25 protein-coding genes are annotated in these 26,680 nt (G+C 69.1%); 9 read left to right on the forward strand and 16 right to left on the reverse strand.

Translation table 11 applies throughout. The features are described from left to right. Nucleotides 1–94 precede the first annotated feature (94 nt). The 3 genes from JWS13_RS07580 to ptsP form a co-directional block, all read right to left on the reverse strand. Entirely contained in the window at nucleotides 95–1,237 is a 1,143-nt protein-coding gene (locus JWS13_RS07580) for an acyl-CoA dehydrogenase family protein (protein WP_011598578.1), read from the reverse strand. A gap of 110 nt (nucleotides 1,238–1,347) precedes the next feature. Continuing rightward, nucleotides 1,348–2,685, reverse strand: coding sequence for a uracil-xanthine permease family protein (locus tag JWS13_RS07585; RefSeq protein ID WP_241032128.1), 1,338 nt, complete (start codon nucleotides 2,683–2,685; stop codon nucleotides 1,348–1,350). Between the two features lie 82 nt (nucleotides 2,686–2,767). Beyond that, on the reverse strand, nucleotides 2,768–4,438 hold the full coding sequence (ptsP, locus tag JWS13_RS07590; RefSeq protein WP_206005157.1) for a phosphoenolpyruvate--protein phosphotransferase: 1,671 nt from the start codon (nucleotides 4,436–4,438) through the stop codon (nucleotides 2,768–2,770). A gap of 197 nt (nucleotides 4,439–4,635) precedes the next feature. On the opposite strand from ptsP, the gene JWS13_RS07595 reads away from it, so the two are divergent. From JWS13_RS07595 to JWS13_RS07610, 4 genes are read left to right on the forward strand one after another with little or no spacing between them, the layout of a single operon-like run. Further along, entirely contained in the window at nucleotides 4,636–5,403 is a 768-nt protein-coding gene (locus JWS13_RS07595) for a DeoR/GlpR family DNA-binding transcription regulator (RefSeq protein ID WP_087555994.1), read from the forward strand. Further along, entirely contained in the window at nucleotides 5,400–6,380 is a 981-nt protein-coding gene (pfkB, locus tag JWS13_RS07600) for a 1-phosphofructokinase (RefSeq protein ID WP_206005158.1), read from the forward strand. Before JWS13_RS07595 ends, pfkB begins: the two co-directional genes overlap by 4 nt. 16 nt (nucleotides 6,381–6,396) lie before the next feature. Next, nucleotides 6,397–8,490 (forward strand): PTS fructose transporter subunit IIABC, encoded by a 2,094-nt coding sequence (locus tag JWS13_RS07605; protein WP_206005159.1) that lies wholly within the window; start codon nucleotides 6,397–6,399, stop codon nucleotides 8,488–8,490. A 57-nt stretch (nucleotides 8,491–8,547) separates the two neighbouring features. Beyond that, nucleotides 8,548–8,805 (forward strand): HPr family phosphocarrier protein, encoded by a 258-nt coding sequence (locus JWS13_RS07610; protein ID WP_005240765.1) that lies wholly within the window; start codon nucleotides 8,548–8,550, stop codon nucleotides 8,803–8,805. A gap of 14 nt (nucleotides 8,806–8,819) precedes the next feature. Here the strand turns inward: JWS13_RS07610 and JWS13_RS07615 are convergent, their stop codons facing one another. The 7 genes from JWS13_RS07615 to JWS13_RS07645 all read right to left on the reverse strand — a co-directional run bounded on the left by JWS13_RS07615 (nucleotide 8,820) and on the right by JWS13_RS07645 (nucleotide 16,229). Next, complete coding sequence (locus JWS13_RS07615) at nucleotides 8,820–10,142, reverse strand: alpha/beta hydrolase (protein WP_206005160.1); 1,323 nt, start codon at nucleotides 10,140–10,142, stop codon at nucleotides 8,820–8,822. A 69-nt stretch (nucleotides 10,143–10,211) separates the two neighbouring features. Beyond that, nucleotides 10,212–11,327: a hypothetical protein gene (locus tag JWS13_RS07620; protein ID WP_206005161.1), complete on the reverse strand. Its 1,116-nt coding sequence runs from the start codon at nucleotides 11,325–11,327 to the stop codon at nucleotides 10,212–10,214. Beyond that, nucleotides 11,320–12,774 carry a GTPase HflX gene (gene hflX, locus JWS13_RS07625; protein ID WP_206005162.1) on the reverse strand — a complete coding sequence of 485 codons (1,455 nt, stop codon included), beginning with the start codon at nucleotides 12,772–12,774 and terminating at the stop codon, nucleotides 11,320–11,322. Before hflX ends, JWS13_RS07620 begins: the two co-directional genes overlap by 8 nt. Before the next feature lie 58 nt (nucleotides 12,775–12,832). Continuing rightward, nucleotides 12,833–13,702: a diaminopimelate epimerase gene (gene dapF / locus JWS13_RS07630; RefSeq protein ID WP_206005163.1), complete on the reverse strand. Its 870-nt coding sequence runs from the start codon at nucleotides 13,700–13,702 to the stop codon at nucleotides 12,833–12,835. A gap of 39 nt (nucleotides 13,703–13,741) precedes the next feature. Then, nucleotides 13,742–14,590: a TrmH family RNA methyltransferase gene (locus tag JWS13_RS07635; protein ID WP_206005164.1), complete on the reverse strand. Its 849-nt coding sequence runs from the start codon at nucleotides 14,588–14,590 to the stop codon at nucleotides 13,742–13,744. Beyond that, nucleotides 14,587–15,516: a tRNA (adenosine(37)-N6)-dimethylallyltransferase MiaA gene (miaA, locus tag JWS13_RS07640; RefSeq protein ID WP_206005165.1), complete on the reverse strand. Its 930-nt coding sequence runs from the start codon at nucleotides 15,514–15,516 to the stop codon at nucleotides 14,587–14,589. The genes JWS13_RS07635 and miaA overlap by 4 nt, the downstream gene beginning before the upstream one ends. After that, on the reverse strand, nucleotides 15,513–16,229 hold the full coding sequence (locus JWS13_RS07645) for a class III extradiol dioxygenase subunit B-like domain-containing protein (protein WP_206005166.1): 717 nt from the start codon (nucleotides 16,227–16,229) through the stop codon (nucleotides 15,513–15,515). The genes miaA and JWS13_RS07645 overlap by 4 nt, the downstream gene beginning before the upstream one ends. Before the next feature lie 203 nt (nucleotides 16,230–16,432). On the opposite strand from JWS13_RS07645, the gene JWS13_RS07650 reads away from it, so the two are divergent. Next, on the forward strand, nucleotides 16,433–17,818 hold the full coding sequence (locus JWS13_RS07650) for a DUF349 domain-containing protein (RefSeq protein ID WP_087555798.1): 1,386 nt from the start codon (nucleotides 16,433–16,435) through the stop codon (nucleotides 17,816–17,818). A gap of 6 nt (nucleotides 17,819–17,824) precedes the next feature. On the opposite strand, the gene JWS13_RS07655 is transcribed toward JWS13_RS07650, so the two are convergent. Further along, nucleotides 17,825–18,424, reverse strand: coding sequence for an Rv2732c family membrane protein (locus tag JWS13_RS07655; protein WP_206005167.1), 600 nt, complete (start codon nucleotides 18,422–18,424; stop codon nucleotides 17,825–17,827). Continuing rightward, nucleotides 18,421–19,938, reverse strand: coding sequence for a tRNA (N6-isopentenyl adenosine(37)-C2)-methylthiotransferase MiaB (miaB, locus tag JWS13_RS07660; RefSeq protein ID WP_206005168.1), 1,518 nt, complete (start codon nucleotides 19,936–19,938; stop codon nucleotides 18,421–18,423). Before miaB ends, JWS13_RS07655 begins: the two co-directional genes overlap by 4 nt. Nucleotides 19,939–20,148: 210 nt before the next feature. Here miaB and gluA point away from each other — a divergent pair, with 210 nt between their 5' ends. The 4 genes from gluA to JWS13_RS07680 all read left to right on the forward strand — a co-directional run bounded on the left by gluA (nucleotide 20,149) and on the right by JWS13_RS07680 (nucleotide 23,460). Continuing rightward, nucleotides 20,149–20,877 carry a glutamate ABC transporter ATP-binding protein GluA gene (gene gluA, locus JWS13_RS07665; protein ID WP_087555993.1) on the forward strand — a complete coding sequence of 243 codons (729 nt, stop codon included), beginning with the start codon at nucleotides 20,149–20,151 and terminating at the stop codon, nucleotides 20,875–20,877. 80 nt (nucleotides 20,878–20,957) lie between these two features. After that, on the forward strand, nucleotides 20,958–21,791 hold the full coding sequence (locus JWS13_RS07670) for a glutamate ABC transporter substrate-binding protein (RefSeq protein ID WP_124392899.1): 834 nt from the start codon (nucleotides 20,958–20,960) through the stop codon (nucleotides 21,789–21,791). A 92-nt stretch (nucleotides 21,792–21,883) separates the two neighbouring features. Beyond that, nucleotides 21,884–22,564, forward strand: coding sequence for an amino acid ABC transporter permease (locus JWS13_RS07675; RefSeq protein WP_072942416.1), 681 nt, complete (start codon nucleotides 21,884–21,886; stop codon nucleotides 22,562–22,564). Next, nucleotides 22,561–23,460 (forward strand): amino acid ABC transporter permease, encoded by a 900-nt coding sequence (locus JWS13_RS07680; protein ID WP_206005169.1) that lies wholly within the window; start codon nucleotides 22,561–22,563, stop codon nucleotides 23,458–23,460. The genes JWS13_RS07675 and JWS13_RS07680 overlap by 4 nt, the downstream gene beginning before the upstream one ends. A gap of 120 nt (nucleotides 23,461–23,580) precedes the next feature. On the opposite strand, the gene recX is transcribed toward JWS13_RS07680, so the two are convergent. The 4 genes from recX to JWS13_RS07700 form a co-directional block, all read right to left on the reverse strand. Continuing rightward, nucleotides 23,581–24,096: a recombination regulator RecX gene (recX, locus tag JWS13_RS07685; protein WP_206005170.1), complete on the reverse strand. Its 516-nt coding sequence runs from the start codon at nucleotides 24,094–24,096 to the stop codon at nucleotides 23,581–23,583. Between the two features lie 8 nt (nucleotides 24,097–24,104). Beyond that, on the reverse strand, nucleotides 24,105–25,151 hold the full coding sequence (recA, locus tag JWS13_RS07690) for a recombinase RecA (RefSeq protein WP_087555792.1): 1,047 nt from the start codon (nucleotides 25,149–25,151) through the stop codon (nucleotides 24,105–24,107). Nucleotides 25,152–25,295: 144 nt separating this feature from the next. Then, nucleotides 25,296–25,490, reverse strand: a complete 195-nt coding sequence (locus JWS13_RS07695) for a DUF3046 domain-containing protein (RefSeq protein WP_015890433.1) — start codon at nucleotides 25,488–25,490, stop codon at nucleotides 25,296–25,298. Between the two features lie 33 nt (nucleotides 25,491–25,523). Beyond that, nucleotides 25,524–26,672, reverse strand: coding sequence for a glycosyltransferase (locus tag JWS13_RS07700; RefSeq protein ID WP_206005171.1), 1,149 nt, complete (start codon nucleotides 26,670–26,672; stop codon nucleotides 25,524–25,526). Nucleotides 26,673–26,680 lie beyond the last annotated feature (8 nt).

Here is a 26,680-nt window from a genome sequence, read left to right on the forward strand (position 1 = left end):
TGGGCCCCACGGCGATCGCCGTGGGGCCCACTCGCATCCACCCGGGTACGGCCGGAGGCCGGAGTTCGTTTGCAGATACGCAGGTCGCGCGTCGTCAGAGATTGAGTCCGCGACCGATGATTTCCTTCATGATCTCGGTGGTCCCGCCGTAGATGGTCTGGACCCGAGAATCCATGTACGCCTTCGCGATCGGATACTCCTTCATGTACCCGTAGCCGCCGTGCAGCTGCAGGCACCGGTCGATCAGCCGGACCTGCGCCTCGGTGGTCCACCACTTGGCCATCGCCGCTTCCTGCACCGACAGCTTCTCGTCGTTGAGCAGTTCGATGAACTTGTCGACGAGGACCCGGACGGCCGTCGCCTCGGTGGCGAGTTCGGCGAGCACGAAGCGCGTGTTCTGGAAGCTGCCGATCGACTTTCCGAAGGCCTTCCGGTCGCGGCAGTACTGGATCGTCATGTCCAGCGCCGATTCCATTGCGGCGGCGGCCACCACGGCGATCGACAGCCGCTCCTGCGGAAGGTTCTTCATCAGGTAGAGGAATCCCATGCCTTCCTCACCGAGGAGGTTGGCGGCGGGGACGCGGACGTCGGTGAAGCTCAGCTCCGCGGTGTCCTGCGCCTTCATCCCGATCTTGTCGAGGTTGCGGCCGCGTTCGAAGCCCGGCATGTCTCGTTCGACCACGAGGAGGCTGAATCCCTGCGCTCCCTTGTCGGGATCGGTACACGCGACGACGATCACGAGGTCGGCGTTGATGCCGTTGGTGATGAACGTCTTGGAACCGTTGAGGACCCAGTCGTCGCCGTCGCGCACGGCGCGCGTCTTGATGCCCTGCAGGTCGCTGCCGGTTCCCGGTTCGGTCATTGCGATCGCCGTGATGAGCTCACCCGACGCGAAGCCGGGCAGCCACCGCTGCTTCTGCTCCTCGTTGCTCAGTTCGAGCAGGTACGGCGCGACGACGTCGTTGTGGAGCGTGAAGCCGATGCCGCTGTACCCGCCGCGGGTCGTCTCCTCGGTGATGATCGCGTTGTACCGGAAGTCGCGCACGCCGCCGCCGCCGAATTCCTCCGGCACGGCCATGCCGAGGAAGCCCTGCTTTCCGGCCTCGACCCAGAGGCTGCGGTCGACGATGTTCTGCTCTTCCCACTTGGCGTGGTTCGGCTCGGCGTGCTGTGCGAGAAACTTGCGGTACGACTCCCGGAACAGTTCGTGCTCCGGTTCGAACAGGGTGCGCTCCACGCCGACTCCTCGTATCAACTGTCTGTTACGTCTCGTTCGACGGTAGAGGCGAGGAACTACGGGGTGAATGACCCAGGTGATCGGGATTCGTGACCCATCCGGTCACCGTGTCAGGGTTTGCGAAACCGCGCGAGCCGGCGCATCACCGGGTAGGCGACGAGGATTCCCACCGAACCCCATGCGATGCCACCGAGTTCCACCGATCCGACCGTCAACGTCAGGTCGCCGATGCCGGCGACGAGCGCCGCGGCCACCACGGTGAGGTTGACGGGGTCGGTGAAGTCGACGTCGGCGTCCATCCAGATGCGCACGCCGAGGACGCCGATCAGTCCGTACAGAACCAGGGTGGCGCCGCCGATGACACCGTTCGGCACGGTGAAGACGAGCGCCCCGAACTTCGGGGAGAACGCGAGCACCACGGCCGTGGCGGCCGCGACCCAGTAGGCAGCGGTGGAGTACACCCGCGTCGCGGCCATGACGCCGATGTTCTCGGCGTAGGTGGTGGTACCGGACCCGCCGCCGAACCCGGCGAGGGTGGTGGCCAGTCCGTCCGCGACGAGGGCATTGCCGGCGACGTCGTCGAGGGAGCGACCCGTCATGGCCGACACCGCCTTGACGTGACCGACGTTCTCGGCGATCAGGACGATCACCACCGGCAGGGTCAGCGCGATCACGGACCAGTCGAACGTCGGCCCCCGCAGTTCGGGCACGCCGAACCAGGCCGCGTCCCGTAACGCCGTCACCCGCTCCTCCGCGAGACCGCCGGTCACCGCGGCGAACACCCAGCCGACGACGACGCCGACGAGGATGCCCAGGCGGCCCAGCAACCCCGGGCCGAGGACGGTCACGAGCAGGATCGCGAGCAGGGTGACCCCGGCGATCAGCGGTTGCGACTCGAACGAATCCACCGCGGTGGGCGCGAGATTGAGCCCGATCAGCGCCACCACGGCACCGGTGACGACCGGCGGCATCACCGCGTCGATGACCCGCGACCCGGCCAGCTTCACCGCGACACCGATGACGAGCAGCAGCAGACCCGCGGCCGCGACGCCGCCGAGTTGGGCTGCGGGACCGGAACTCTGCGACGCCGTCAGCGGTGCGATGAATGCGAACGACGACCCCAGGTAGCTGGGGATGCGGCCGCGCGTGATGAGCAGGAACAGGGCGGTCCCGATCCCCGAGAACAGCAGCGTCGTGGTGACCGGGAACCCGGTGATCGTCGGCACCAGCAGGGTGGCGCCGAACATCGCGATGACGTGCTGCATCCCGATTCCGACCGTGCGCGGCCAGGTGAGGCGCTCGCCGGGAGCGACCACCTCGCCCTCGCCGATCCGCCTGCCGTCGCCGTGCAGTGTCCACCCGAAGGCCCGCGTGGGGGCGGACACCTCGGCAGAGCCGCCGACCGGACCGTCGGGGGTGCCGGGTGCGCCGGTTTCTCGTTTCGTCACAGTTGGCCAATCGTAGGCATGATCTGCGAGTTTCGCGCCCTCGGGACCGAATCCCGCCGAAAATCGTGACGGGGAACCGGGACTACGTGCCGAGCACCCGCACCGCCGCGGCGCGCGCCTCCGCGGGATCGCTCGTGGCGAGCACGTCCTCGGCGGCTCGGCGGCAGTCGTCCAGCGTGACCGATCCCACCTTGGCCCCCACTCCGGACACGGCGGCACCCGCGCAGGACAGCGATGTGACGCCGAGTCCGATCAGCACGCAGGCGAGCAGCGGGTCGGCGGCCGCCTCGCCGCAGACGCCGACCGGTTTTCCTGCCGCGACGCCGGCCTCGGCCGTGCGCGCGACGAGCGCGAGGACGGCCGGCTGCCAGGGATCGGTGAGCGAGGCCAGGTCGGAGGACATCCGGTCGGCGGCCATCGTGTACTGCGCGAGGTCGTTCGTGCCGATGGACAGGAAGTCGACGTGGCGCAGGAGGCGGTCGGCCAGCAGCGCCGCGGCAGGCACCTCGACCATCACCCCGGGCACGAGGCCGCGGGCGCGGACCTCGGCCGCGAAGGATTCGGCCTCGGCGGGAGTCGAAATCATCGGCGCCATCACCCACGGCTGCGACTGCGTCTGCTTCGCCGCGGCGGCGACGGCGTCGAGTTGCCTGCTGAGGATGCCCGGGTTCTGTTCGGCGATGCGGATGCCGCGGACCCCGAGCGCCGGGTTCGCCTCGTCGGCGTGGTTGGCGAAGCGCAGCGGCTTGTCCGATCCCGCGTCGAGGGTCCGGATCACCACTTTCCGGCCCGCGAACGCGTCGAGCACCTCACCGTAGATCTCGGCCTGCTCGTCGACGCCGGGCTCGGAATCGCGGTCCAGGAAGCACAACTCGGTGCGGAACAGTCCGACGCCCTCCGCGGCGGTGCCGGACGCCGACCGCGCCCCGGCCCCGTCCTGCACGTTGGCGAGGATCGACACGGCGTGTCCGTCGCTGGTACGGCCGGGTCCTTCCCACGACTCGATGCGGAGCCGTTCGGCGCGGCCGTGTTCCACGGCGGCGCGGGCCTCGACGGGGTCCGGTTCCATCACGAGTTCGCCCGCCGAGCCGTCGAGGAGGACCGGGGTGCCCGAGACGACGGATTCGAGATCACGCACCGCGACGACACACGGGATGCCCAACTGCCGCGAGATGATCGCGGTGTGGCTCGTCGGGCCGCCGAGAACGGTCACGAGTCCGACGATCAGTTCGGGATCGAGACCGGCGGTGTCGGCGGGCGCGAGGTCCTGGGCGCAGAGGATCGACGGTGTCGTGGGCACGGGGATGCCGGGCTCGGGCAGGCCGAGGAGTTCGGAGACGACGCGGTCGCGGATGTCGCGCAGGTCGGTCACGCGTTCGGCCATCAGCCCGCCCATCTTGGTGAACAGGGTGACGAACTGCTCGGTGGCCTCGGCGGCCGCTTCCCCGGCGGGGGTTCCGCCCGCGATCAGCTTCTGCGCCGCACCCAGCCAGCCGCGGTCGGCGGCCATCGCCGCGTTCGCCTGCAGCACCTCTGCCGCCGCGCCGGAGACGCTCGCCGCGCGGTCGCGGAGTCGCTGCGACACCACGGCGGCCGCTTCCTCGAAGCGGACCTTCTCCGCGTCGCGCGACGCCTCGTCGATCCGGGCGGATCCGGGTGCGACCTCCGGTCGCGGGGCCGGCCAGATCACCGGGGCGTAGGCAATGCCCGGTACCACCGGCGTACCTCGCACGATTTCACGGTCTTCGGTCATCGGGTCCTCCTGGCCGGCTCGTTCTGTCGTCACACAGTCGGAAATGCGAATCGACTATGTGACGGAGATTACTCTCAACTCTTGACATGTCAACACACTCGGGCGTAAAACAACATGACACAACATTTCGTGTGATGCAGACCATAACGGATCGCATGACCGAACACTTCATCGACGAGAACAGGAACGGGGTCACGGTGTATCCGGAAGAACGCCAGCAAGCGGTCACCACGCTGATCTCGCAGCGGGGGCGCATGTCGGTCGCCGACCTCTCCGACACATTCGGCGTCACCACCGAGACCGTGCGCCGCGACCTCGCGTTACTCGAACGCCTCGGCCACGTCCGCCGGGTGCACGGCGGCGCGGTGCCCGCGGGTTCCCTCACCGTCACCGAGCCCGGCATGACGGAGCGCGATCACACCCGCGCCGAGCAGAAGGACCGGATCGCCAAGCGCGCCGCCGCCTACCTACCGCCGTCCGGTGGCAGCGTGCTGTTCGACGCGGGGACCACCACCGGGCGGATCATCCCGGAACTCCCGTCCGATCTGGACCTCACCGTGATCACCAACTCGGTGCCGATCGCGGCCCGGCTCGCGGGACTCAACTCGGTGACCCTGCACATGCTCGGCGGGCGGGTGCGCGGCATCACGCAGGCCGCCGTCGGCGAGGAGGCCCTGCGCATCCTCGACGTGCTTCGCGTCGACGTCGCGTTCATCGGCACCAATGCGCTCAGCGTCGGCCACGGCCTGTCCACACCGGACACCGAGGAGGCCGCGGTCAAGCGCGCGATGGTCCGGTGCGCCAACCACGTCGTCGTGGTCGCCGACTCGTCGAAGGTCGGCCGGGAGCACCTCGTCAGCTTCGCCCCCATCCACAGCGTCGACATCCTCGTCACCGACGCCGAGATCAGTTCCGCAGACCGAGCCCACTTCCACGACCAGGGAATCGAGGTGGTGATCGCATGATCGTCACGCTGACCGCCAATCCGAGCATCGACCGCACCGTCAACCTGCTCGGGCGCCTCGAACGGGGAACCGTCCTGCGCGCAGCCGCGACCCACAGCGACCCCGGAGGCAAGGGCGTCAACGTCGCCCGCGCGCTCACGTCCGCTGGTGTCGACGCTGTCGCCGTGCTGCCCGGCAACGCGGGCGACCCGCTGCTCACCGCCCTGTCCGAGCACGGGATCGAGCACGTGACCGTGGCGACGTCCGGTTCGGCACGCACCAACATCACCATCACCGAACCCGACGGCACCACCACCAAGATCAACGAACCCGGTGTCACGATGTCGGCCGGGTCCCTCGCCGATCTGCAGTCGGAGATCATCGAACGCGGGTCCCGGGCCGACTGGGTGGTGCTGTCCGGTTCCCTTCCCCCGGGCATTCCCACCGACTGGTACGCCACACTCGTCGAGGCACTGCGTTCGGCGTCGTGCCGGGTCGCCGTCGACACGTCGGACGCACCACTGCTCGCACTCGCGGACCGGTTCCCGGCGGGCTGCCCCGACCTCGTGAAACCGAACAGCGAGGAACTCGCGCAACTCACCGGCGCCGACGGGCACCTGCTCGAGGAGTCGGCGCTGCGCGGGGATCCGACGGCCACCGCCCACGCGGGCAGGCAACTCGTGGACCGTGGGGTCGAAGCCGTCCTCGCCACGCTCGGCGCCGCGGGCGCCGTTCTCGTGACGGAGGCCGGCGCCTGGTGGGCCACGCCACCACCGATCGTCGCGCGCAGCACCGTCGGCGCCGGCGATTCCTCTCTGGCCGGCTATCTGGCAGCGCACCTGTCCGGCGCGTCGCCCGCGGACTGCCTCCGATCCGCCGTCGCCTACGGCAGCGCGGCGGCCGCCCTCCCGGGCACCACCCTGCCGACCCCCGAACACGTCCACATCGACGCCGTCACCGTCACCGCCCTCAGCTCCCCCGCCCCCGATCCGGCCTGAACCAGAAGGAAACACCATGTCTCACTCGACACCCGACCGCGATTCGGGGCCGCAGATCATCAGCGAAGATCTGATCTCCCTGGACACCGACCTCGGAGCCACCAAGGAGGACGTGATCTCCGCGCTCTCCCAGCGTCTGGCGGACGCCGGCCGCGCCACGGAGGCGGATGCTCTCCGCGACGCCGCGCTGGCGCGTGAATCACAATCGGCCACAGGACTTCCCGGCGGGATCGCGATCCCGCACTGCCGCTCGGAGGCCGTCGTCGCGGCATCGCTCGGATTCGCCCGGCTCGCCCCGAAGGTCGACTTCGGCGCCCCCGACGGACCGGCCGATCTGGTGTTCCTCATCGCCGCACCCGAGGGTGCGGGCGCGGAGCACATGAAGCTGCTGTCCTCGCTCGCCCGGGCGCTGGTCCGCCCGGCGTTCGTCGGCGCGCTGCGTGATGCGAAGACACCCGCCGAGATCGTCACCCTGGTGAACGACGTCCTGGCACCCGCACCCGCCGCTGCACCCGCTGCCGCGACGGCCGCCGCAGCACCCGCCGCCGCTGCGGCCGCGGCTCCGGCACCGAAGCCCGAACCGGTCGCCCCGGAGAAGGAACCGGAGCCCGAGACGGGGCCGAAGCACATCGTCGCGGTCACGGCCTGCCCGACCGGCATCGCCCACACCTACATGGCCGCCGACTCCCTCGTCGCCGCCGGCGAACGCGCAGGCGTCGTCGTCCACGTGGAGACGCAGGGTTCGAGCGGCAGCACACCGCTCGCAGCCGGCGTGATCGCGGGCGCATCCGCCGTCATCTTCGCCACCGACGTCGGGGTGAAGGGCAAGGAGCGTTTCGCTGGCAAGCCGGTGGTCGCGTCGGGCGTCAAGCGCGCGATCAACGAGCCCGACACCATGATCACCGAGGCGCTGCGTGCGGGCATGAACCCGTCTGCGGCGACCGTCGACGCGGGTAGCGCGGGCAGCGCCGCGGACGAGCCGGCCGGATCGATCGGCTGGGGCACCCACCTGCGTCAGGTGCTGCTCACCGGTGTCAGTTACATGATCCCGTTCGTCGCCGCGGGTGGTCTGCTGATCGCCCTCGGGTTCCTGCTCGGCGGCTACGAGATCTCCGGTCCCGCGGAGGACATCGTCCTCAACAACTCCCTCGGCCAACTCCCCGACGGTGGCCTGACGACGTACCTCGGCGCGGTCCTGTTCCAGCTGGGTTCGCTCGCGTTCAGCTTCCTCGTCCCCGCACTGGCCGGTTACATCGCCTTCGCGATCGCCGACCGGCCCGGTCTGGCGCCGGGATTCACCGCCGGTGCGGTGGCGGTCTTCGTCGGCGGCGGATTCATCGGAGGCCTCGTCGGCGGTCTGATCGCCGGTGGCGTCGCGCTGTGGATCAGCCGGATCCCGGTGCCCCAGTGGTTGCGCGGCCTGATGCCCGTGGTGATCATCCCGCTGTTCGCGACGCTGATCGTCGGCGCACTCATGTTCCTGGTCCTGGGCCGACCGCTGGCCGCGATCACGACGGGCATGACGGACTGGCTCAACGGCCTGTCCGGTAGCTCGGTCATCTTCCTCGGCATCATCCTCGGACTGATGATGTGCTTCGACCTCGGTGGCCCCGTCAACAAGGCCGCATACGCGTTCGCGGTGGCCGGCCTCAACGTCAACGACACCGCGTCGCTGCGGATCATGGCGGCCGTGATGGCTGCGGGCATGGTCCCGCCGCTGGCCATGGCCCTGGCGTCGACCGTCCTCCGTCCCAGCCTGTTCAGCGAGGCGGAACGGGAGAACGGCAAGGCAGCCTGGCTCCTCGGCTCGGCGTTCATCTCCGAAGGCGCCATTCCGTTCGCCGCCGCCGACCCGCTGCGCGTCATCCCCTCGATGATGGCCGGCGGCGCCGTCACCGGCGCCCTCATCATGGCGTTCAACGTCACGCTCAGCGCACCGCACGGCGGAATCTTCGTCTTCTTCGCCATCGGCAACCTGCTGTGGTTCGTCGTGTCACTGGCCGCCGGTGTCGTCGTCTCCGCACTGTGCGTCGTCGGCGCGAAGGAATTCATCAAGCCCGGCGCGTCCGACGCCGAACTCGACCCCGACGTTGCGACAGTCGCAGCGTAAGAGAAGCAGATCGACCCGCTCGACCCACACCAACCCCACCGACAGAGGAGAGAGTCCATGCCCAGCACCACAGTCGCCGTCGGTTCGTCCATCGGCCTGCACGCCCGTCCCGCCGCCGTCATCGCCGAAGCGGTTGCCGCCGCCGGTGTGCCCGTCACGCTGGCCGTGGCGGACAGCGAACCCGTGGACGCCGGTTCCGCACTGCTCATCATGACGCTCGGCGCCACCAAGGGCACCGACGTCACGGTCACCAGCGACGACGCCGACGCCGTCGAGAAGGTCGCCCAGCTTGTGGCGGCCGACCTCGACGCCTGACCGGTTTCCGGCCGTCAGCTGGTGAGCCCCAGCCGACGGCCGGTCCAGTCCATCTCGCGTTCGAGTGCCGCACTCCAGGTGGCGCCCTCGTGGCCACCGGGAAGCTCGTAGTACCGCACGTTCAGACCGGCCGCCCGCGCGGCAGCGAACATTCGCTGCTGCTGCGGGCGGTATTCGTCGTCGGCGGCACCGGCCACGAACACCCCGGTCAACTCCGGGAACTGCCGTGTCTTCAGCACGTCGGCCGGATTGACCGCCGCGAACGCGCGCTCGTCGCCGCCGAACGTCGCCGCGACCGTTCCCGCGTGATCGCCGAGCGAGGGCTCGTCCTGACCGAGGAAATCGAGAAAGGTCGGGAAGATCTGCGGATAGTTCACCGCCAGCTGGATCGAGCAGGTTCCGCCGTAGGAGAATCCGCCGATCGCCCACTGCACCGGATCGTGCGACACCTGCAGGGACGTCTCGATCCAGGCGGGGACGTCGTGGGCCACGTAGGTGGCGGCGTTGCCCAGCGCCGAATCCAGGCACAGCGGATTCGCGTCCTGCGACCCCAGCGCGTCGACCACCACGACGACCGGTGCGAGTCCGTCGTGCCGTGCGGCATACGCGTCCACGGTCGACCCCAGTCGTCCGCTGCTGAACCAGTCCTGGGGCCGCCCCGGCTGTCCCGCGATCATCACCAGGACGGGGAGCACCGCCCGGGGTGACGTCAGGTACGCCGGCGGCAGGTACAGCACGGCCGGCCGGGCCGCGAATCCGGACTCGGTGCCCGGGATCTCCACTTCGGTCACCACGCCGGAGCCGGGTGTACGCACCGGACGTGTCCACGCCGAGTCCATCGGGGTCCCCGACTGCACCGCGTCCTCGAACCCGGAGACGTCACCGAACGACACCGGCTGGACACTGGCCGGTGGACGGTGCCCCACCAGCGAGCCTGCGGTCGGGAAGACCCCGACCTCCGCGTTGACCTGGCCCACCGCCGCGGCCGCGACCACGGCGGCCGCCACACCGATCACTCCGGCCCGCCGGACTCCGGGTTTCCGGAGCAGGAGCGCCACGGCGAGGACGAGAACGCCGACGGCGAGCCAGATCCAGGCGTACCCGGTGAGCGGTATCTGATTGGGCAGCGGGCGGTACGCCGCCCACACGACGCCTCCGATCACGGCGGTCACGGGCACCGCGACCGCCGCGGCGCCGACGACCCGGGGCCTGACCGAACGAGTCACCGCGAGCAGCACGACGAGGCCTGCCAGCACGGCCGCCGTCAACGCGAACCGGGCGCGACCGTGCTCGAGCGACAGGTGGGCGATATGCGACAACAACTCGTGGGCGTGCACAGCGCCCAGTATTCACACCGTGTCACCCGCCGAAAGAATCAGGCTCGCAACATTTCTCGCAAATCAGACCTATCGGGCACGACGGCGGACGAGGTAGCCGGCGACCACGACGAGCACTACTGCGCCGCCCGCGACCCCGATCCCCCACAGCGTTCCCGGCGACTGCGTCGACACCTCGTCCGAAATGGCCTGGACACGGGCCTGCTCCTGCACCCTCGACACCGCCCCGGGTAGCACCCGAATCGGTGGCACGGGCCCCTCCCTGGCCTCGGAGGCGATCAGCAGGTCGCCATTCTCGGTGAACGCGACCGACTCCCCCTGCGGCTGCTCCGGCACGTGGGCGCGCACGACGGGTCCGGCCGCGAATGCCGCCGCCAGGTCGCCGTCCGGGGCGGAGAACAGGAACACGTCGGAATAGCTGCGCACGGCGGCGACGGTCCCGTCGGCGGACACGGCCCCGCCGGTGAACATCGTCGAATGCACGGCCGGTGCCGTGGTGCCACTGCCGGTGGTCGCGTCGTCGACGCCGTTCGTCGCCGCGACGTCCAGCGTTCCGACCTTCTCCAGCGGGGTCGGGCCGGGGCTCGCGAGGTCGCCCACGGCGACACCGCCGACGGGCCGGTACACGTTGCCCGCCCCGAACACTTCCTTCGTGACGATCAACGGGGTGCCGTCGCGCTGGACCAGGACGGTCTCGGCGTCGTGGGGGCCGTCCGGATACGTCAGCCGATGCAGCTCTCCCGCGCCCGTGTCACGGTCCATCGCGATCAACGCCACCGTCTCGCGCCTGCGTGCGTTGTCGCCGGTGTCGGCCAGCCACAGCCGGCCGTCGGGGCCGGACGCCAGGTCCTCGACGTCGTACGGATCGACCGGCAGCGGAAGCCAGCGCTGCACGGCGCAGTTCCCGTCCATCACCGCGACCGCCCGATCGGACCCGCTGTCGCCGACCGCGTACAACAGCCCGCCCGCCGACACGAGCCCCGACAACTCCTCGAGCGAGGCCTCGTCCGGGGTGCCGACCGCGGAATCGTCGGGAGTGCACAGCGCGCCGAACTCCGACGCGTCGACCGCGGTCTGGTCGCGGAAGAACGGCTCAGCGGACCCCACTCCCGCCGCGGCGAGCGGTGCGCACGCCGCGAGCACGGCGACCGCCACGCGGGCGGACCACCGTGAGCGGTCAGGCACTGCCGCTGTACTCGACCAGTGCCGACGCCAGCGCTTCGGGCACCCGCGCGTGGACGCGTGTGCCGTCCTCCTCGTGGGAGGAGTCGAGGATCTGACCGTCCGAGTGGATCCGGGCCATCAGGTCGCCCCGGTTGTACGGGAGGAGAACGCTGACCTCGATCTCCGGGCGGACCAGGACGTCGCTCAGATGTGCCCGCAACTCGGCGATGCCCTCGCCGGTCCGGGCGGAGACGAACGACGCACCGGGCAGCAGGCCACGCAGCTGGGTCAGCGTGACCGGGTCGGCGGCGTCGATCTTGTTCACCACGATGAGCTCGGGCGGGGCCGCGGCGTCGTTCTCCCGGATCACCTCGGTGATCACCTCGTGGACCGCCTTGATCTGATCCGTGGGCAGCGGATCGGAACCGTCGACGACGTGCAGCAGCAGATCCGCGTCCGTCACTTCCTCGAGCGTCGAGCGGAACGCCTCGATCAGCTGCGTCGGCAGATGCCGCACGAAGCCGACGGTGTCGGTGAGGACGTATTCGCGGCCGTCGTCCAGCGCCGCCCGCCGGGTGGTGGGATCGAGGGTGGCGAACAGCGCGTTCTGCACCAGCACCCCGGACCCGGTCAACGCGTTGAGCAGGCTCGACTTGCCTGCGTTCGTGTAACCGACGATCGCGATGGACGGGGTCTCGCTGCGCAGACGCCTGGTGCGTTTGGTGTCGCGGGCGGCCTTCATGCCCTTGATCTCGCGACGCAGTTTCGCCATCCGCTCACGGATACGACGGCGGTCCGTCTCGATCTTGGTCTCACCGGGACCACGCAGACCCACGCCGCCGTTGCTGCCGGCGCGACCACCCGCCTGCCGGGACATCGATTCACCCCAGCCGCGCAGTCGGGGCAGCATGTATTCCATCTGGGCCAGCGCCACCTGCGCCTTACCCTCCCTGGACGTGGCGTGCTGGGCGAAGATGTCGAGGATGAGAGCGGTCCGGTCGATGACCTTGACCTTGACGACCTTCTCCAGCGCGGTCAGCTGCGCAGGGGTGAGTTCACCGTCGCAGATGACGGTGTCGGCGCCGGTGGAGAGGACGACCTCACGGAGTTCCTCGGCCTTGCCGGACCCGATGTAGGTGGCCGCGTCGGGCTTGTCCCGCCGCTGAACGAGGCCCTCGAGGACCTCGGATCCGGCGGTCTCGGCCAGCGCGGCGAGTTCGGCCATGCTGGATTCGGCCTGCGCCGCGGTTCCCTGGGTCCAGACACCGACGAGCACCACGCGTTCGAGGCGCAGCTGCCGGTATTCGACCTCGGTGACGTCTGTGAGCTCGGTGGAGAGCCCGGCAACCCGGCGCAGCGCGCTGCGGTCCTCGAGTTGCATCTCGCCGACCGAAGGGCGCCCGTCGTCGTAGGCGAACTCGGTGGAGTCGGAGATCGGCGATTCTTCTGTGCGATGTGATTTCGTCATACACCCTCATGATCCCACGGAATGTCGAGGGCGTGCACGTGCATTTCGCGCAGGGCGATCAGGCGAGGCCGTTCCACCACTTGTCGTCGAGGTTCCCGGACGCCACCAGGACCGACGGGCCGCGCAACGTCGCCCGGCCGCCGGACAGCGCCACCGTGACCTGACCACCGGGAATGCGGACATTCACCTCACCGGAATCGGCGCCGTCGAAGCGCAGTGCGGCGGTGGCCGCGGCCACCGTGCCGGTGCCGCACGACCGGGTCTCGCCGACCCCGCGCTCGTGCACCCGCATGTCCACAGCGCCGGATTCGATGCGGGTGAGGATCTCCACGTTGACGCCGTGGGGGAAGAAACCGGGATCGAAGCCGGGTGCGGCCGTCAGGTCGAGGGCCGACAGGGACGCCGCCGTGAGGTGCGCGTCGACACACGCCAGGTGCGGATTGCCGACGTCGATGCCGATGCCGTTGAACACCTTGCCGTCGATGGTCGCGGCGCTCGTTCCGAGATCGCGCACCACACCCATGTCGACGGTGACCTCGCCGACGGAGCCGTCGGCCGAGTGCACGATCACCGGTTTGCCGCCGGCCCGGCTGCCGACCACGAACTCGTCGCGCGTCTCGAGACCGGTCGACCGGAGGTAGTGGGCGAAGACGCGGACACCGTTGCCGCACATTTCCGCGATCGACCCGTCGGCGTTGCGGTAGTCCATGAACCAGTCGTCCTCGGACGTGCCGTCCGGGAGTTCGGCGAGCACACCGGCAGCGGCCAGCGCACCGGCCTTGGCGACGCGCAGGATTCCGTCGGCGCCGAGTCCGCGCCTGCGATCGCACAGCGCCGCCACCCGCGGGGCAGACAGGTCGATGCGGACGTCGGGATCGGGGAGGACCACGAAGTCGTTCTCGGTGCCGTGTCCCTTGCTGAAATCCATGCGCACCACTCTAACCAACGGCCGAGGAGGTACCGGTTCTCATCTGCGCTGCCGGGCGATTTCGTAGAGGGCGACGGCGCCGGCGGAGGGGGCGCCGAGGGAACTGGCCGCGCCCCCGATCGGGATGTTGACGACCGTGTCGCAGGCGCTGCGCCACGCGGCGCTCATCCCGCGGGTCTCGTTGCCGATCACGAGCACGGTGCCGCCACCGAAGTTGTGGGCGTCGACGGTGACGGAACCGGTCTCGTCCGTCCCGACGATGTGCAGTTCGGTTCCGGACGCTCTCCTCGCTTCGCGGAAGGCGAGGATCTCGTCGACGGACGACACGGTGACGACGGGCATCGCGAAGAGCGATCCGGTGGAGGCGCGGACGCTGCGGGGGTCGAACGGGTCGGCGCCGTGGCCGACCACGACGACCGCGTCCGCGCCGAACGCGTTGGCGGAGCGGACGAGGGTACCGAGGTTTCCGGGTGAGGTGGGCCGGTCGAACACGACGATGAGGGGGACGGACTGCAGTCGCAGGTCCTTCAGTCGCGGTGCGCGGGTCTTCGCGACCGCGATCAGTTCCGGCGCGGTGTCGGTCTTCTCGCCGAGTTCGGTCATCAGTTCGGCGCTGACACCGATCTGTTCGACGGATCGGGTCGCGAGCAGTTCCCGCGCCCAGTCGGACAGCGGCGGGCCGTCGATGCGGTGCAGTAGCGATTCGATCGGCCAGTCGTGTTCCAGGGCGAGGTTGAGGGGGCGCACGCCCTGGATCAGGAAGCGTCCGGCCTTCGTCCGCTTGGCGCGGTTGGTGAGGTACGACTGCCACTGCTGGAAGCGGGCGTTGCGGGTGGTCACCAGCACGGACGAGGCCGGACGGTGCCGCCCGGACGGTGTTCGGCTCATCGTTCTCCCAGTGTTCGCGTCTCGTCGAGGGTGCGGATCGTGGCGTCCGCGAGGTCGGGGGTGTTTCCGTCGAGCCAGTGGATGCGGGGGTCGCGGCGGAACCAGGACCGTTGTCTGCGCACGTAGCGCCGGGTGCCGATGAACGTGCGTTCCTCGGCCTCGGCCAGGTCGTATTCGCCGTCGAGCCACGCGAGGACCTGCGCGTAACCGATGGCCCGGGGCGCGGTGACGCCGTCGCGCAGTCCCACGTCGATGAGCCCGCGCACCTCGTCGACGAGTCCCTGTTCGAACATCAGCCGGGTGCGGAGCCGGATCCGGTCGTCGAGTTCGGCGGTGTCGCGGTCGACGCCGACGATGTGTGCGCCCCAGCGTGGTTCGCCGATGCGCGGGGCGGACGCCGCGAACGGCCTGCCGGTGATCTCGACGACTTCGAGGGCACGGACCAGGCGCCTGCCGTCGGTGGGGAGGATCGATGCGGCGGCGTCGGGATCCACCCGGCTCAGCTCGGCGTGGACGGCCGCGACGCCCTGCTCGGCGAGGACGGCTTCCCACCGCGCCCGCACCGACGCATCGGTGGCGGGGAAGCTCCACTCGTCGAGCAGTGACTGCACGTACATCATCGATCCGCCGACGATGACCGGCACGGCGCCGCGGGCGGCGATCGCCTCCACGTCGCGGACCGCGGCCTGCTGATAGTTCGCGACGGTGGCCGTCTGCGTCACGTCGAGCACGTCGAGTTGGTGATGCGGTATTCCGCGGCGTTCGGCCGGGGCGAGTTTGGCGGTGCCGATGTCCATGCCGCGGTACAGCTGCATGGCGTCGATGTTGACGATTTCGCCGCCGAGTCGTTCCGCCAGGTCCAGCGCGAGATCCGACTTTCCGGTGGCGGTCGGTCCGACGACGGCGATCGGGACGGGTGAGGTCACGGACGCCACTCCCCCACGTGGTAGCCGACTCCGTAGGGCGCGGCGCTGTACAACGTCCGGCAGGAGGCGGGCGCAGCGTCGAACACTCCGGCGAGCACCTGCCACGGGACCCGCCCACCGATGCCGAGGGCGGCGCACTCGGCGGGGTCGAGGGCGAGCAGCGCGTCCCGGTCACCGATGTCGAGGGCCGCGTCGACGCGGGCCTGCACACCTTCCGCACGGGGGTCGAACGCGCCCGGCGCCTTCGCCGTGAGGGTGTTCGCTCCGTCCGCGACGATCACCAGCCCGCGCGGCTCGGGGTCCCGGTCGAGAAATGTGCGCAGTTCCGCGCCGTACGCGGCGCACTGCTGCGGCGACAGGTCGGCGGCGAGGATCCGCGCGTCGACGACGGCGTCCGGCGCGCACGTTCCCCGGATCCACCCGGCCGTCAGCGCCGCGAGCGGCAGGTCCGGGTCGGGCTCGCCGGCGGGACCGGGCCGCAGCGTGACCCGCACGTCGACGCCGTAGCCGCGGTAGGTGCCCTGCGCGTCGGCCCGCACCTCCGCCGCGATGGGCGCCGCGCCGACCGCCACCCATTCGGTGGCGATCGCGGACAAGGCCTTCGCCGCCGCCTGGACCGCGTCCCGCAGCGGCGCCGTCTCCGCAGCGGCCGCCCCGGTCAGTTCGGGTACCAGCAACGGTGGGGACGGCACGAGGATGGCAGCGGTGAACACACAGTCACGCTAGTCGACCGCTGGCACGGACCCGACATCCGATTCGGGCACTGCCGTCAATCGGTACCAACACGGACCGTCCGACCTGATTCAATAGTCCACAGGGCCCGTACCGGGTTGAATGGAGCCAGCACCCGTCCCGGGTCGTATGGAGCCAGTATTGCGTTCAGGCAGCCGTGACGCGCGGCAGAGATGAGGAACCGATGACCGACAGCAGCGACGCGAAGCCCGCCGTGGAGCCTGCCGCTCAGCAGCACGACACACCGAAGCCCAGCGTCCCGAAGCCGGGTGCCGCCGCGAAACCGGGTGCACCCAAGCCCCACCCCACACCGACGCACGCCCTCTCCGCCCCCGCCGTCGCCGCCCCCGCACACAGTGATCCGAGCGAGTTCGGCCGCGTCGACGACGACGGCACCGCCTGGGTGAAGACCGCGGACGGCGAACGGCAGATCGGGTCGTGGCAGGCCGGAGACGCGGCCGAAGGCCTGGCGCACTTCGGTCGGCGCTTCGACGATCTCGCCACCGAAGTGGCCCTCCTCGAGGCCCGGCTCAATTCCGGTGCGGGCGACGCGAAGAAGACGAAGACGGCGGCAATCGCTCTCGCCGAATCCCTCCCGACCGCCGCGGTGATCGGTGACATCGACTCGCTCGCCGCGCGACTCGACGTCATCATCGCCGGGTCCGACGAGGCCGCCGCCCACGCCAAGCACGAGAAGGAACTGTCGCGGCAGGCGCACACCGAACGCAAGGAAGAACTGGCCGCCGAGGCGGAACAGATCGGTGCCGAGTCCACGCAGTGGAAGGCCGCCGGCGACCGGTTGCGCGAGATCCTGGACGAGTGGAAGACGATCCGCGGGATCGACCGGAAGGTCGACGACGCGCTGTGGAAGCGGTATTCCAAGGCGCGGGAGGCGTTCAACCGGCGCCGAGGCGCGCATTTCGCCGAACTCGACCGTGAGCGCGCCGCCGCCAAGACCAAGAAGGAAGAACTCGTCGAGCGGGCGGAGGCATTATCCGACTCCACCGACTGGGGTCCCACGGCCGGAGCCTTCCGCGATCTGCTCGCCGAATGGAAGGCCGCCGGACGCGCACCACGGGAAGCCGACGACAACCTGTGGAAGCGTTTCAAGGGCGCTCAGGACGTGTTCTTCGCCGCCCGCAACGCCGCATCCTCCGAACGCGACGCCGAGTTCGAGGAGAACGCGGTCGCCAAGGAGGAGTTGCTGAAGAACGCCGGCCACATCGATCCCTCCAAGGACATCGACGGGGCGAGGGCCGCACTCCGTGACCTGCAGGAGAAGTGGGACGCCATCGGGAAGGTGCCCCGCGAACGGATGCACGACCTCGAGGGCAAGCTGCGTGCCATCGAGAAGCGGGTCCGCGACGCCGCCGACGAGGAATGGCGCCGCACCGACCCGGAGGCGCTCGCCCGGGCCGCGCAGTTCCGGGAGCGGGTCACACAGTTCGAGGAGCAGGCGGCCAAGGCCACCGCGGCGGGCAAGACGAAGGACGCCGAGAGCGCCCTCGCGCAGGCCCAGCAGTGGCGCGAATGGGCCGAGGCTGCAGAGGGCGCCGTCAGCGGCCAGTAGGCACGATCAGCCGACGTTCCAGTCGCCGCGTCGCTCCGCTTCGGCGGCAGCGGCGCGGCGTTCCTCTTCCGCGGCCAGTTGCAGCGCGGTCCGGCTCCAGACCACCTTCAGCCAGTGGAACGTCAGCACGATGACGGTGAGCCAGCCGATGATCAGCCCGATGCCCGGCCCGGCCGCCTCGACGCCGGGCGCCGGGGTCTGCCGCGACCAGATGGCGAGCATGCCGAACACGATGGACACGGCAGTTCCCGCGAGGGCCACCCACGCGAGAGCCCAACGGCGGGTGACGAGCGCCAGCATCGACACGACGACCCCGAACACCACCTCGAACCACACGAACAGTCGCGACGGCAGCTTGATCGTCTCCGCGAGGGCGTCGTCCCCGTACACCAGCACCTCCCAGCCGTTGGCGATGCCGGAGTGCGGCAACGTCAGCGAGCCCAGGAGCACGACCACCGCGACGGCGACGACGAGCGCACGCGCCCCGGGATCGATCTCACCGGCCACCTTCTTCTCGGCGGCGTCGAAGTCCTTGAGGTAGCTCTCGATCGGCTCGTTCGCGTCACTCGGGTCGTCGTGGCGCTGTTCGTCGAACTGCGGGGTCATGCGTTGCATCCCATCTGAGCGGGTAGTGGTGCGGGCGCACCGATCTGCGGCAGTCCGAGTCCCACTCCGATCGGCGGGGTCTTCGGGGTGACGCCCTTCTCGAAGGAGTCGCCTGCGCGGGTGCGGCGGTGGGTCAGGACCGGGGTGTCCGCGACGAGGTGGTGCGGGGCGGCGGCGCTGATCACGATGGTGACGACGTCGCCGGGCCGGACGTTTCCGTCGAGGTTTCCCTCCGGCCGGAAGTGGACGAGCCGGCCGTCGCGGGCGCGCCCGCTCATCCGGGCGGTCTCCGCGTTCTTGCGGCCCTCCCCGGCGGCGACGAGCAGTTCCACCTCGGCGCCGACGAGCTTCTGGTTCTCCTCGAGCGTGATCTGTTCCTGCAACGCGATGAGACGTTCGTACCGTTCCTGCACGACGGCCTTGGGCAGCTGGTCATCCATGTCCGCTGCCGGGGTGCCGGGCCGCTTGGAGTACTGGAAGGTGAACGCGCTGGTGAAGCGCGCCTGCCGGACGACGTCGAGCGTGTCCTGGAAGTCTTCCTCGGTCTCACCGGGGAACCCCACGATGATGTCGGTGGTGATCGCCGCGTGCGGCATCGCGGTGCGGACCTTCTCGATGATCCCCAGGAACCGCGACTTCCGGTAGGAGCGACGCATCGCCTTGAGGACGCGGTCCGAACCGGATTGCAGCGGCATGTGCAGCTGAGGGCACACGTTGGGGGTCTCGGCCATCGCCTCGATGACGTCGTCGGTGAACTCGGCCGGGTGCGGCGAGGTGAAGCGGACGCGCTCGAGCCCGTCGACGTCGCCGCACGCACGCAGCAGCGCGGCGAACGCGCCCCGGTCGCGGGGCTGGTCGGGGTCGGCGAACGACACGCCGTACGCGTTGACGTTCTGCCCGAGCAGCGTCACCTCGACGACGCCCTCGTTCACCAGGGCCTGCACCTCGGCCAGGATGTCGCCGGGCCGCCGGTCGACCTCCTTGCCGCGCAGCGCGGGCACGATGCAGAACGTGCACGTGTTGTTGCATCCCACCGAGATGGACACCCAGCCGGCGTACGCCGACTCCCGCTTGGCGGGCAGCGTCGACGGAAACGCCTCGAGCGCGTCGAGGATCTCGACCTCGGCCCGCTGATTGTGGCGCGCCCGGTCCAGCAGCGCCGGGAGCGACCCGATGTTGTGGGTGCCGAACACGACGTCCACCCACGGCGCCTTCTTCACGACGACGTCGCGGTCCTTCTGCGCCAGGCACCCGCCGACCGCGATCTGCATGTCGGGATTCTGTTCCTTCGCCGGCGCCAGATGGCTCAGGTTGCCGTACAGCTTGTTGTCGGCGTTCTCCCGTACCGCGCAGGTGTTGAAGACGACGAGGTCCGGCGATTGCCCGGCGGCCGCCTTCGTGTAGCCGGCGTCCTCGAGGAGCCCCGACAACCGCTCGGAGTCGTGCACGTTCATCTGGCAGCCGTACGTGCGCACCTCGTAGCTGCGGTGAGGGGTCTGGTCGATCGTGTCCACGTATGCCAGGGTACGGCCCGCGCCAAATCGCCTCGTCGCGGCCGGTGTGCGCCAGGACACACGACCGAAGCCGGACAGTAAAGTTTCCGTGACATCCCGAGGATTCTCGGAGCAAATGACAGGTGCTCCCGCTCGCAGCACATAGGGTCATCGACTATGACGCAAGCCGACGACGCGACGCCGACACCCCCCACGGGCGCGGCCCCGTCCATGATCTCGATGAAATCGGTGAACAAGCACTTCGGCGCCCTCCACGTCCTGCAGGAGATCGACCTCGAAGTTCCTCGGGGACAGGTCGTGATCGTCCTGGGACCGTCCGGATCCGGGAAGTCGACGCTGTGCCGCACCATCAACCGCCTCGAGCCCATCGACTCCGGTGAGATCGCCGTGGACGGCAAGGTGCTGCCTGCCGAGGGCAAGGCACTGGCCGCGCTGCGCGCCGACGTGGGGATGGTGTTCCAGTCGTTCAACCTGTTCGCCCACAAGACGATCCTCGAGAACGTGATGCTCGCACCGGTCAAGGTGCGGAAGAAGAGCAGCGCCGACGCGAAGAAGACGGCCTACGAACTTCTCGAACGGGTCGGCATCGCCAACCAGGCGGACAAGTACCCGGCGCAGTTGTCGGGCGGTCAGCAGCAGCGCGTCGCGATCGCCCGCGCACTCGCCATGAACCCCAAGGTCATGCTGTTCGACGAGCCGACGTCCGCGCTCGACCCGGAAATGGTCAACGAGGTCCTCGACGTCATGACCTCACTCGCCAAGGAAGGCATGACCATGCTCGTGGTGACCCACGAGATGGGCTTCGCCCGCAAGGCCGGCGACCGTGTCCTCTTCATGGCCGACGGCCAGATCGTCGAGGATTCCGAGCCCGCCACGTTCTTCACCGCTCCCAAATCCGAGCGCGCGAAGGACTTCCTCGGCAAAATTCTCAGCCACTGACCGGGAGGGCGCCGCTGCGGTGCCCTCCCGGTCGACCGTGCTCCACAGGCAACACCCGTCATTTCAATTGGAGGAACTCGATGAGGATCAACCGCTCGATTCGTGTGGGAATCGGCGTCATGGCGCTCGCCGTCGTCGCATCGGCCTGTGGCGGAGGTGAAGAGAAGAGCGCCTCCCAGAGCGCGTCGGAGGGCAAGCTCACGGTCGGAATCAAGTACGACCAGCCCGGCCTCGGACTGCGCAACCCCGATGGTTCCTTCAGCGGTTTCGACGTCGAGGTGGCCGAGTACATCGCGGGCAAGCTGGGTGTCGCGCCCGAGAACATCGAGTTCAAGGAGTCCCCGTCGGCTCAGCGCGAGACGCTGATTCAGAACGGTGAGGTCGACTACATCGTCGCCACCTACTCGATCACCGACGCCCGCAAGGAGAAGGTCGACTTCGCCGGGCCGTACTTCATCGCCGGACAGTCGCTCCTGGTGAAGTCCGACAACACCGACATCACCGGCCCCGAGTCGCTCAACGGTGGCAAGAAGCTGTGCTCCGTCACCGGGTCCACCCCGGCGCAGAAGGTCAAGGACCAGTACGCGAAGGACGTGCAACTGCAGGAGTTCGACACGTACTCCGCCTGCGTCGAGGCGCTGCGGAACGGCGCAGTCGACGCCGTCACCACCGACGACATCATCCTCGCCGGTTACGCGGCGCAGTACCCGGGCGAGCTGAAGGTGGTCGGCGCGCCGTTCACCCAGGAGCGCTACGGCGTCGGCCTGGCCAAGGGCGACGACGAGACCCGCGCCAAGATCAACGACGCCATCGAGGCGATGATCGCGGACGGTTCGTGGGCGCGTGCGTTCAACGAGACCGTCGGCGCGTCGGGCTACCCGATCCCCGCACCGCCGACCGTCGATCGGTACTGAGCAACTCACTCATCCGGGTCGGACGACTCCCCTTTCGTGGAGTCGTCCGGCCCGGTTCGACACCAACCACCGGTGACCTGGGGAGACGGTAAGTGGACCTACTGAGCAAATACAGCGATCAGCTGATCGACGCGTTCTGGACGACGGTGCAGCTGACCGCGTTCTCGGCTGTCGGCGCTCTGATACTCGGCACGATCCTCGCGGCGATGCGGGTGTCACCGATCCCGGTCGCACGCGGTGTCGGCGCGGCGTACGTGACGATCTTCCGGAACACTCCCCTGACGTTGATCATCATCTTCTGCTCGTTCGGGCTGTTCCAGACGATGGGCGTCAAGCTCGCCCCCGAGCAGTCACCGACGTTCTTCGAGCAGAACAACTTCCGGCTCGCCGTGCTCGGCCTCAGCATCTACACCGCGGCCTTCGTCTGCGAGTCGTTGCGGTCCGGTATCAACACCGTGCACGTCGGCCAGGCGGAGGCGGGCCGGTCGCTCGGCCTCACGTTCTCCCAGAATCTGCGGCTCATCGTGCTGCCGCAGGCATTCCGCGCGGTCACCGCACCCCTCGGCAGCGTGCTGATCGCCCTGACGAAGAACACGACCATCGCCTCGGTGATCGGCGTGGCGGAGGCATCGCTTCTGATGAAGGAAATGATCGAGAACGAGGCCGCCATCTTCGTCGTCGGTGGCATCTTCGCGCTCGGATTCGTGATCCTGACCCTGCCGATGGGGCTTCTCTTCGGATACCTGAGCAAGCGATTCGAGGTTGCACGATGAGCAATTCCGCCACCGTCCTCTACGACGCGCCGGGCCCGAAGGCGAAGAACGTCTACCGCCTGATCTCCGTCGCCGTCGCCCTCGCACTGCTGGGAATCGGCTACCTCGTCTACGCCGCACTCGACGACAAGGGCCAGCTGACCGCGGCGAAATGGGAACCGTTCACCGAATCGACCTCGTGGACCACGTATCTCATTCCCGGTATCCGCGGCACCCTCGTCGCGGCCGCCGTGTCGATCGTGTTCGCGTTGATCCTCGGCGCGATCCTCGGCATCGGACGCCTGTCGGACCACCGCCTGGTGCGATGGGTGGCGGGCGGAATCGTCGAACTGTTCCGCGCCATCCCGGTGCTGATCCTGATGATCTTCTCGTACCAGCTGTTCGCCGAGTACGAGGTTTTCAAGTCGAAATACCTGGCGCTCGCCGCGGTCATCGTGGGCCTCACGCTGTACAACGGCTCGGTGATCGCCGAAATCGTCAGGGCCGGCATCAACTCGCTCCCCAAGGGCCAGAGCGAGGCCGCCATGGCACTGGGCATGCGCAAGAGCCAGGTCATGCGCACCATCCTGCTGCCGCAGGCCGTGACGGCGATGCTCCCCGCGATCATCTCGCAGATGGTGGTCGCCCTGAAGGACTCCGCGCTCGGTTACCTCATCGGGTACGTCGAAGTGGTGCGGTCCGGTCAGCAACTCGGTGCGTTCTACGGCAACTACCTGCCCGCCCTGATCGTCGTGGCGATCATCATGATCGTCCTCAACTACACGCTCACCGTGGTGGCGACCAGGGTGGAGAAGCGGCTGCGGGCCGCCCGCAAGGGCGGAGGGCCCAAGGGGGCCGTTCCCGAACTTCCCGCGGTATCGGTCCCGGGCATGGACATCACCGACAAGCGGCTGTGACCCGGCACTGCTCCTGACACGGCACTGTGTCCGAGACGGCAACTGCGGTCGGATGGGAACTCGGTTCCCGTCCGACCGCAGTGTTGTTGGTCGTCGTGTCCAATTCAGGCAGTGTCCGAGTCAGGTCTCGTCGAACAGGCCGTCGGTCTCCGCGCCGGCACGGTCGAGTTGCTCCTTGACGACCTCGAACGCCATGCCCTGGGGGAACCCGCGACGCGCCAGCATGGACACCAGCCGGCGGACCGCCCGGTCACGGTCGTCCGCCGACACGGTGCGCAGTTTCTTCGCGACCAGTTCGGTGGCTCGCGCTCGTTCGTCTTCGCTGTCGATCTGAGCGAGCGCCTCGGTGGCGTCTTCCTGACCGATGCCCTTGCGGCGCAGTTCCAGTGCGAGCGCACGTTTCCCCTTGCCGGAGTACGTGTGCCGCGAATGCACCCACTGCTGGGCGAAGTCGGCATCGTTGACCAGCCCCACCTCGGTGAGCCGATCGAGTACGCGCTCGGCGATGTCGGCCGAGTACCCCTTCTTCGCCAGACGGTCGGACAGCTCCGCTCGACTCCGGGCACGGTCCGTCAGGAGACGCAGGCACAAATCCTTGGCCTGCGTCTCCGTTCCACCTTCGTCCGTGGGACGCACGGCAGCGCCTAGAATTCGACCGGTGCGGCGTCGTCCGTAGCAGCAGCAGTGACGTCGGCGCCGATTCCGAGCTTTTCCTTGATCTTCTTCTCGATCTCGTCCCGGATGTCGGTGTTCTCCAACAGGAACTTGCGGGCGTTCTCCTTGCCCTGCCCCAGTTGGTCGCCTTCGTAGGTGTACCAGGAACCCGACTTGCGAATGAACCCGTGCTCGACACCCATGTCGATCAGCGAGCCTTCCTTGCTGATTCCCTGGCCGTAGAGGATGTCGAACTCGGCCTGCTTGAACGGCGGCGCGACCTTGTTCTTGACCACCTTGACGCGGGTGCGGTTACCCACCGCGTCGGTGCCGTCCTTCAGGGTCTCGATCCGCCGCACGTCGAGGCGCACGGACGAGTAGAACTTCAACGCCTTACCACCGGTGGTGGTTTCGGGAGAACCGAACATGACGCCGATCTTCTCGCGCAGCTGGTTGATGAAGATCGCGGTGGTGCCGGAGTTGCTGAGCGCACCGGTCATCTTACGAAGCGCCTGGCTCATCAGACGTGCCTGCAGACCCACGTGGCTGTCGCCCATCTCGCCCTCGATCTCGGCGCGCGGGACGAGAGCCGCCACGGAGTCGACGACGAGGATGTCGAGGGCGCCGGAGCGGATCAGCATGTCTGCGATCTCGAGCGCCTGCTCACCAGTGTCGGGCTGCGACACCAGCAGCGCGTCGGTGTCGACGCCGAGCTTCTGGGCGTAGTCGGGGTCGAGCGCGTGCTCGGCGTCGATGAACGCGGCGATGCCGCCGGCCGCCTGGGCGTTGGCGACCGCGTGCAGAGCGACGGTGGTCTTACCCGAGGACTCCGGGCCGTAGATCTCGACGACACGGCCGCGGGGCAGCCCGCCGATACCGAGGGCGACGTCCAGCGCGATGGAGCCGGTCGGGATGACGGCGATGGGCTGACGGACACCTTCGCCCAGGCGCATCACCGAGCCCTTGCCGAAGTTCTTGTCGATCTGCGCCAGCGCGAGGTCGAGCGCCTTGTCTCGATCGTGTGCCTGTGGTGCCATCGTCGTCCCCATTCTCGAGTCTCATCAGTGATCTGCGGTCAGGTTAGATCCAGGTACCGACAAGAACCGTGACCACCGAACATCTCCAGCATAGGGGAACGTGTGTTCGATTGGTGCGACCGGTCCGTTCGACACGCCGGATTTCTACCGGCGCTGCGGTGGGACGTCGAACTCGGCGCACAGTTCACGCCACACCTCGCGGGGTTCCCGGCCGTCCTCGATGGCCTCGGCGGCGGTCTTGCCCCCGAGGCTGAGCAGCACGTGGTCGACCAGTAGTGCGTCGCCGCGCATCTGCCCGAACTCTTCGCGGACGAGTTCGTGAAATTCTGTCAGTCGCACGCTTCCACGCTAGCCGAACCCCGAGCGGGGCTCTCACCGCAGCGCGTCGCGGCAGACCTCCACCGGATCCGCCACATCCGTGACGCTCCGCGCGGCGCGCTGCGCGGCCTCCGCGTGGGCGCCGTTCGAGAGCACCTGGTCGACCGCCGCACGGAGCGCCTCGGCGCTCGGGGGACGCACCACGACGGCACTCCCTTGCCGCGCGGCGCGATTCGCGAGTTCCCACTGATCGCCGCCGCCGGGGACCACCACCGCCGGGACACCCGCGAGCAGGGCCTTCGCCAGCATCCCGTGCCCCCCGCCGCAGACGACGGCGGAGGCCTCGCGGAGCATCGCGTCCTGACGGCCGAGACCCGCTCGCACCCAGGGCGGAACCGCGGCCGACGATCCCTCCAGGATGGACGCGATCACGCGGACGCCGGCCCCGTCGAGCCCGGCGAGCGTCGTCTCGAGCATGCCCTCGACACCGGTGAACGCGGTCGACGGGGCCACCATGACCAGCGGATCAGTGCCGTCCGGCGGCTCGAGCACCTTGTTCGTCGGTTCCCACAGCAGCGGCCCGACCACGTGCGCCTCGGCGGGCCAGTCCGGTCTCGGCACCTCGAGCGCGGGGAGCGTCGCGATCAGCCGGCGCACCGGTCCCGGATCCTTCGCAGGCAACCCGACGCCGACCCGGGCCTCGGAGCGCTGCCGCTCGCCCTGCCGGATCGACCGCGCCGTCGCCGCCCGCATGAGCGTGTCTCGGGCCCGGCCCCGGATTCCCACCCCCGGAGCCAACCCGCTTCCGATGGGCGGCAATCCCCGGGACGCCGCGTACAGCGGGTGCGGGGACAACTCGACCCACGGGATCCCCAGCCGCTCCGCGGCCATGCCGCCACCTGCGGTGAGGATGTCCGAGACCACGAGGTCGGGTCCCATCGCGCGCAGGTCGGGGAGCAACTCGGTGGAGATGTGCGCGGCGCGGGCGTGGATGCGCGCGCCCGCGTCGAGGTCGTCGTCCGTCGGGCGGGGTGCGAGACCTTTCAGCACCTCCGCAGGCACACCCGCTGCCCGCGCGGGCTCGACCCACCGGGTGCCGGTGAACAGGACCGGTTCGTCCCCGGCCTCGATGAAGGCGAGGCACAACGCCAGGGCGGGAAAGGCATGTCCGGGATCAGGCCCGGCGACCACGGCGACTCGCACGAAGCACA

It is taken from the genome of Rhodococcus pseudokoreensis, assembly GCF_017068395.1.
In the GTDB taxonomy this organism is placed as follows: Bacteria; Actinomycetota; Actinomycetes; order Mycobacteriales; family Mycobacteriaceae; genus Rhodococcus_F; species Rhodococcus_F pseudokoreensis.

Bases quoted from the DNA above. Each gene is read 5' to 3' on its own strand.
- ptsP (WP_206005157.1), bottom strand. From the start codon at position 4,438: ATGACCGAAGACCGTGAAATCGTGCGAGGTACGCCGGTGGTACCGGGC.
- pfkB (WP_206005158.1), top strand. From the start codon at position 5,400: ATGATCGTCACGCTGACCGCCAATCCGAGCATCGACCGCACCGTCAAC.
- JWS13_RS07605 (WP_206005159.1), top strand. From the start codon at position 6,397: ATGTCTCACTCGACACCCGACCGCGATTCGGGGCCGCAGATCATCAGC.
- JWS13_RS07610 (WP_005240765.1), top strand. From the start codon at position 8,548: ATGCCCAGCACCACAGTCGCCGTCGGTTCGTCCATCGGCCTGCACGCC.
- hflX (WP_206005162.1), bottom strand. From the start codon at position 12,774: ATGACGAAATCACATCGCACAGAAGAATCGCCGATCTCCGACTCCACC.
- dapF (WP_206005163.1), bottom strand. From the start codon at position 13,702: ATGGATTTCAGCAAGGGACACGGCACCGAGAACGACTTCGTGGTCCTC.
- JWS13_RS07635 (WP_206005164.1), bottom strand. From the start codon at position 14,590: ATGAGCCGAACACCGTCCGGGCGGCACCGTCCGGCCTCGTCCGTGCTG.
- JWS13_RS07650 (WP_087555798.1), top strand. From the start codon at position 16,433: ATGACCGACAGCAGCGACGCGAAGCCCGCCGTGGAGCCTGCCGCTCAG.
- JWS13_RS07655 (WP_206005167.1), bottom strand. From the start codon at position 18,424: ATGACCCCGCAGTTCGACGAACAGCGCCACGACGACCCGAGTGACGCG.
- gluA (WP_087555993.1), top strand. From the start codon at position 20,149: ATGATCTCGATGAAATCGGTGAACAAGCACTTCGGCGCCCTCCACGTC.
- JWS13_RS07670 (WP_124392899.1), top strand. From the start codon at position 20,958: ATGAGGATCAACCGCTCGATTCGTGTGGGAATCGGCGTCATGGCGCTC.
- JWS13_RS07680 (WP_206005169.1), top strand. From the start codon at position 22,561: ATGAGCAATTCCGCCACCGTCCTCTACGACGCGCCGGGCCCGAAGGCG.
- recA (WP_087555792.1), bottom strand. From the start codon at position 25,151: ATGGCACCACAGGCACACGATCGAGACAAGGCGCTCGACCTCGCGCTG.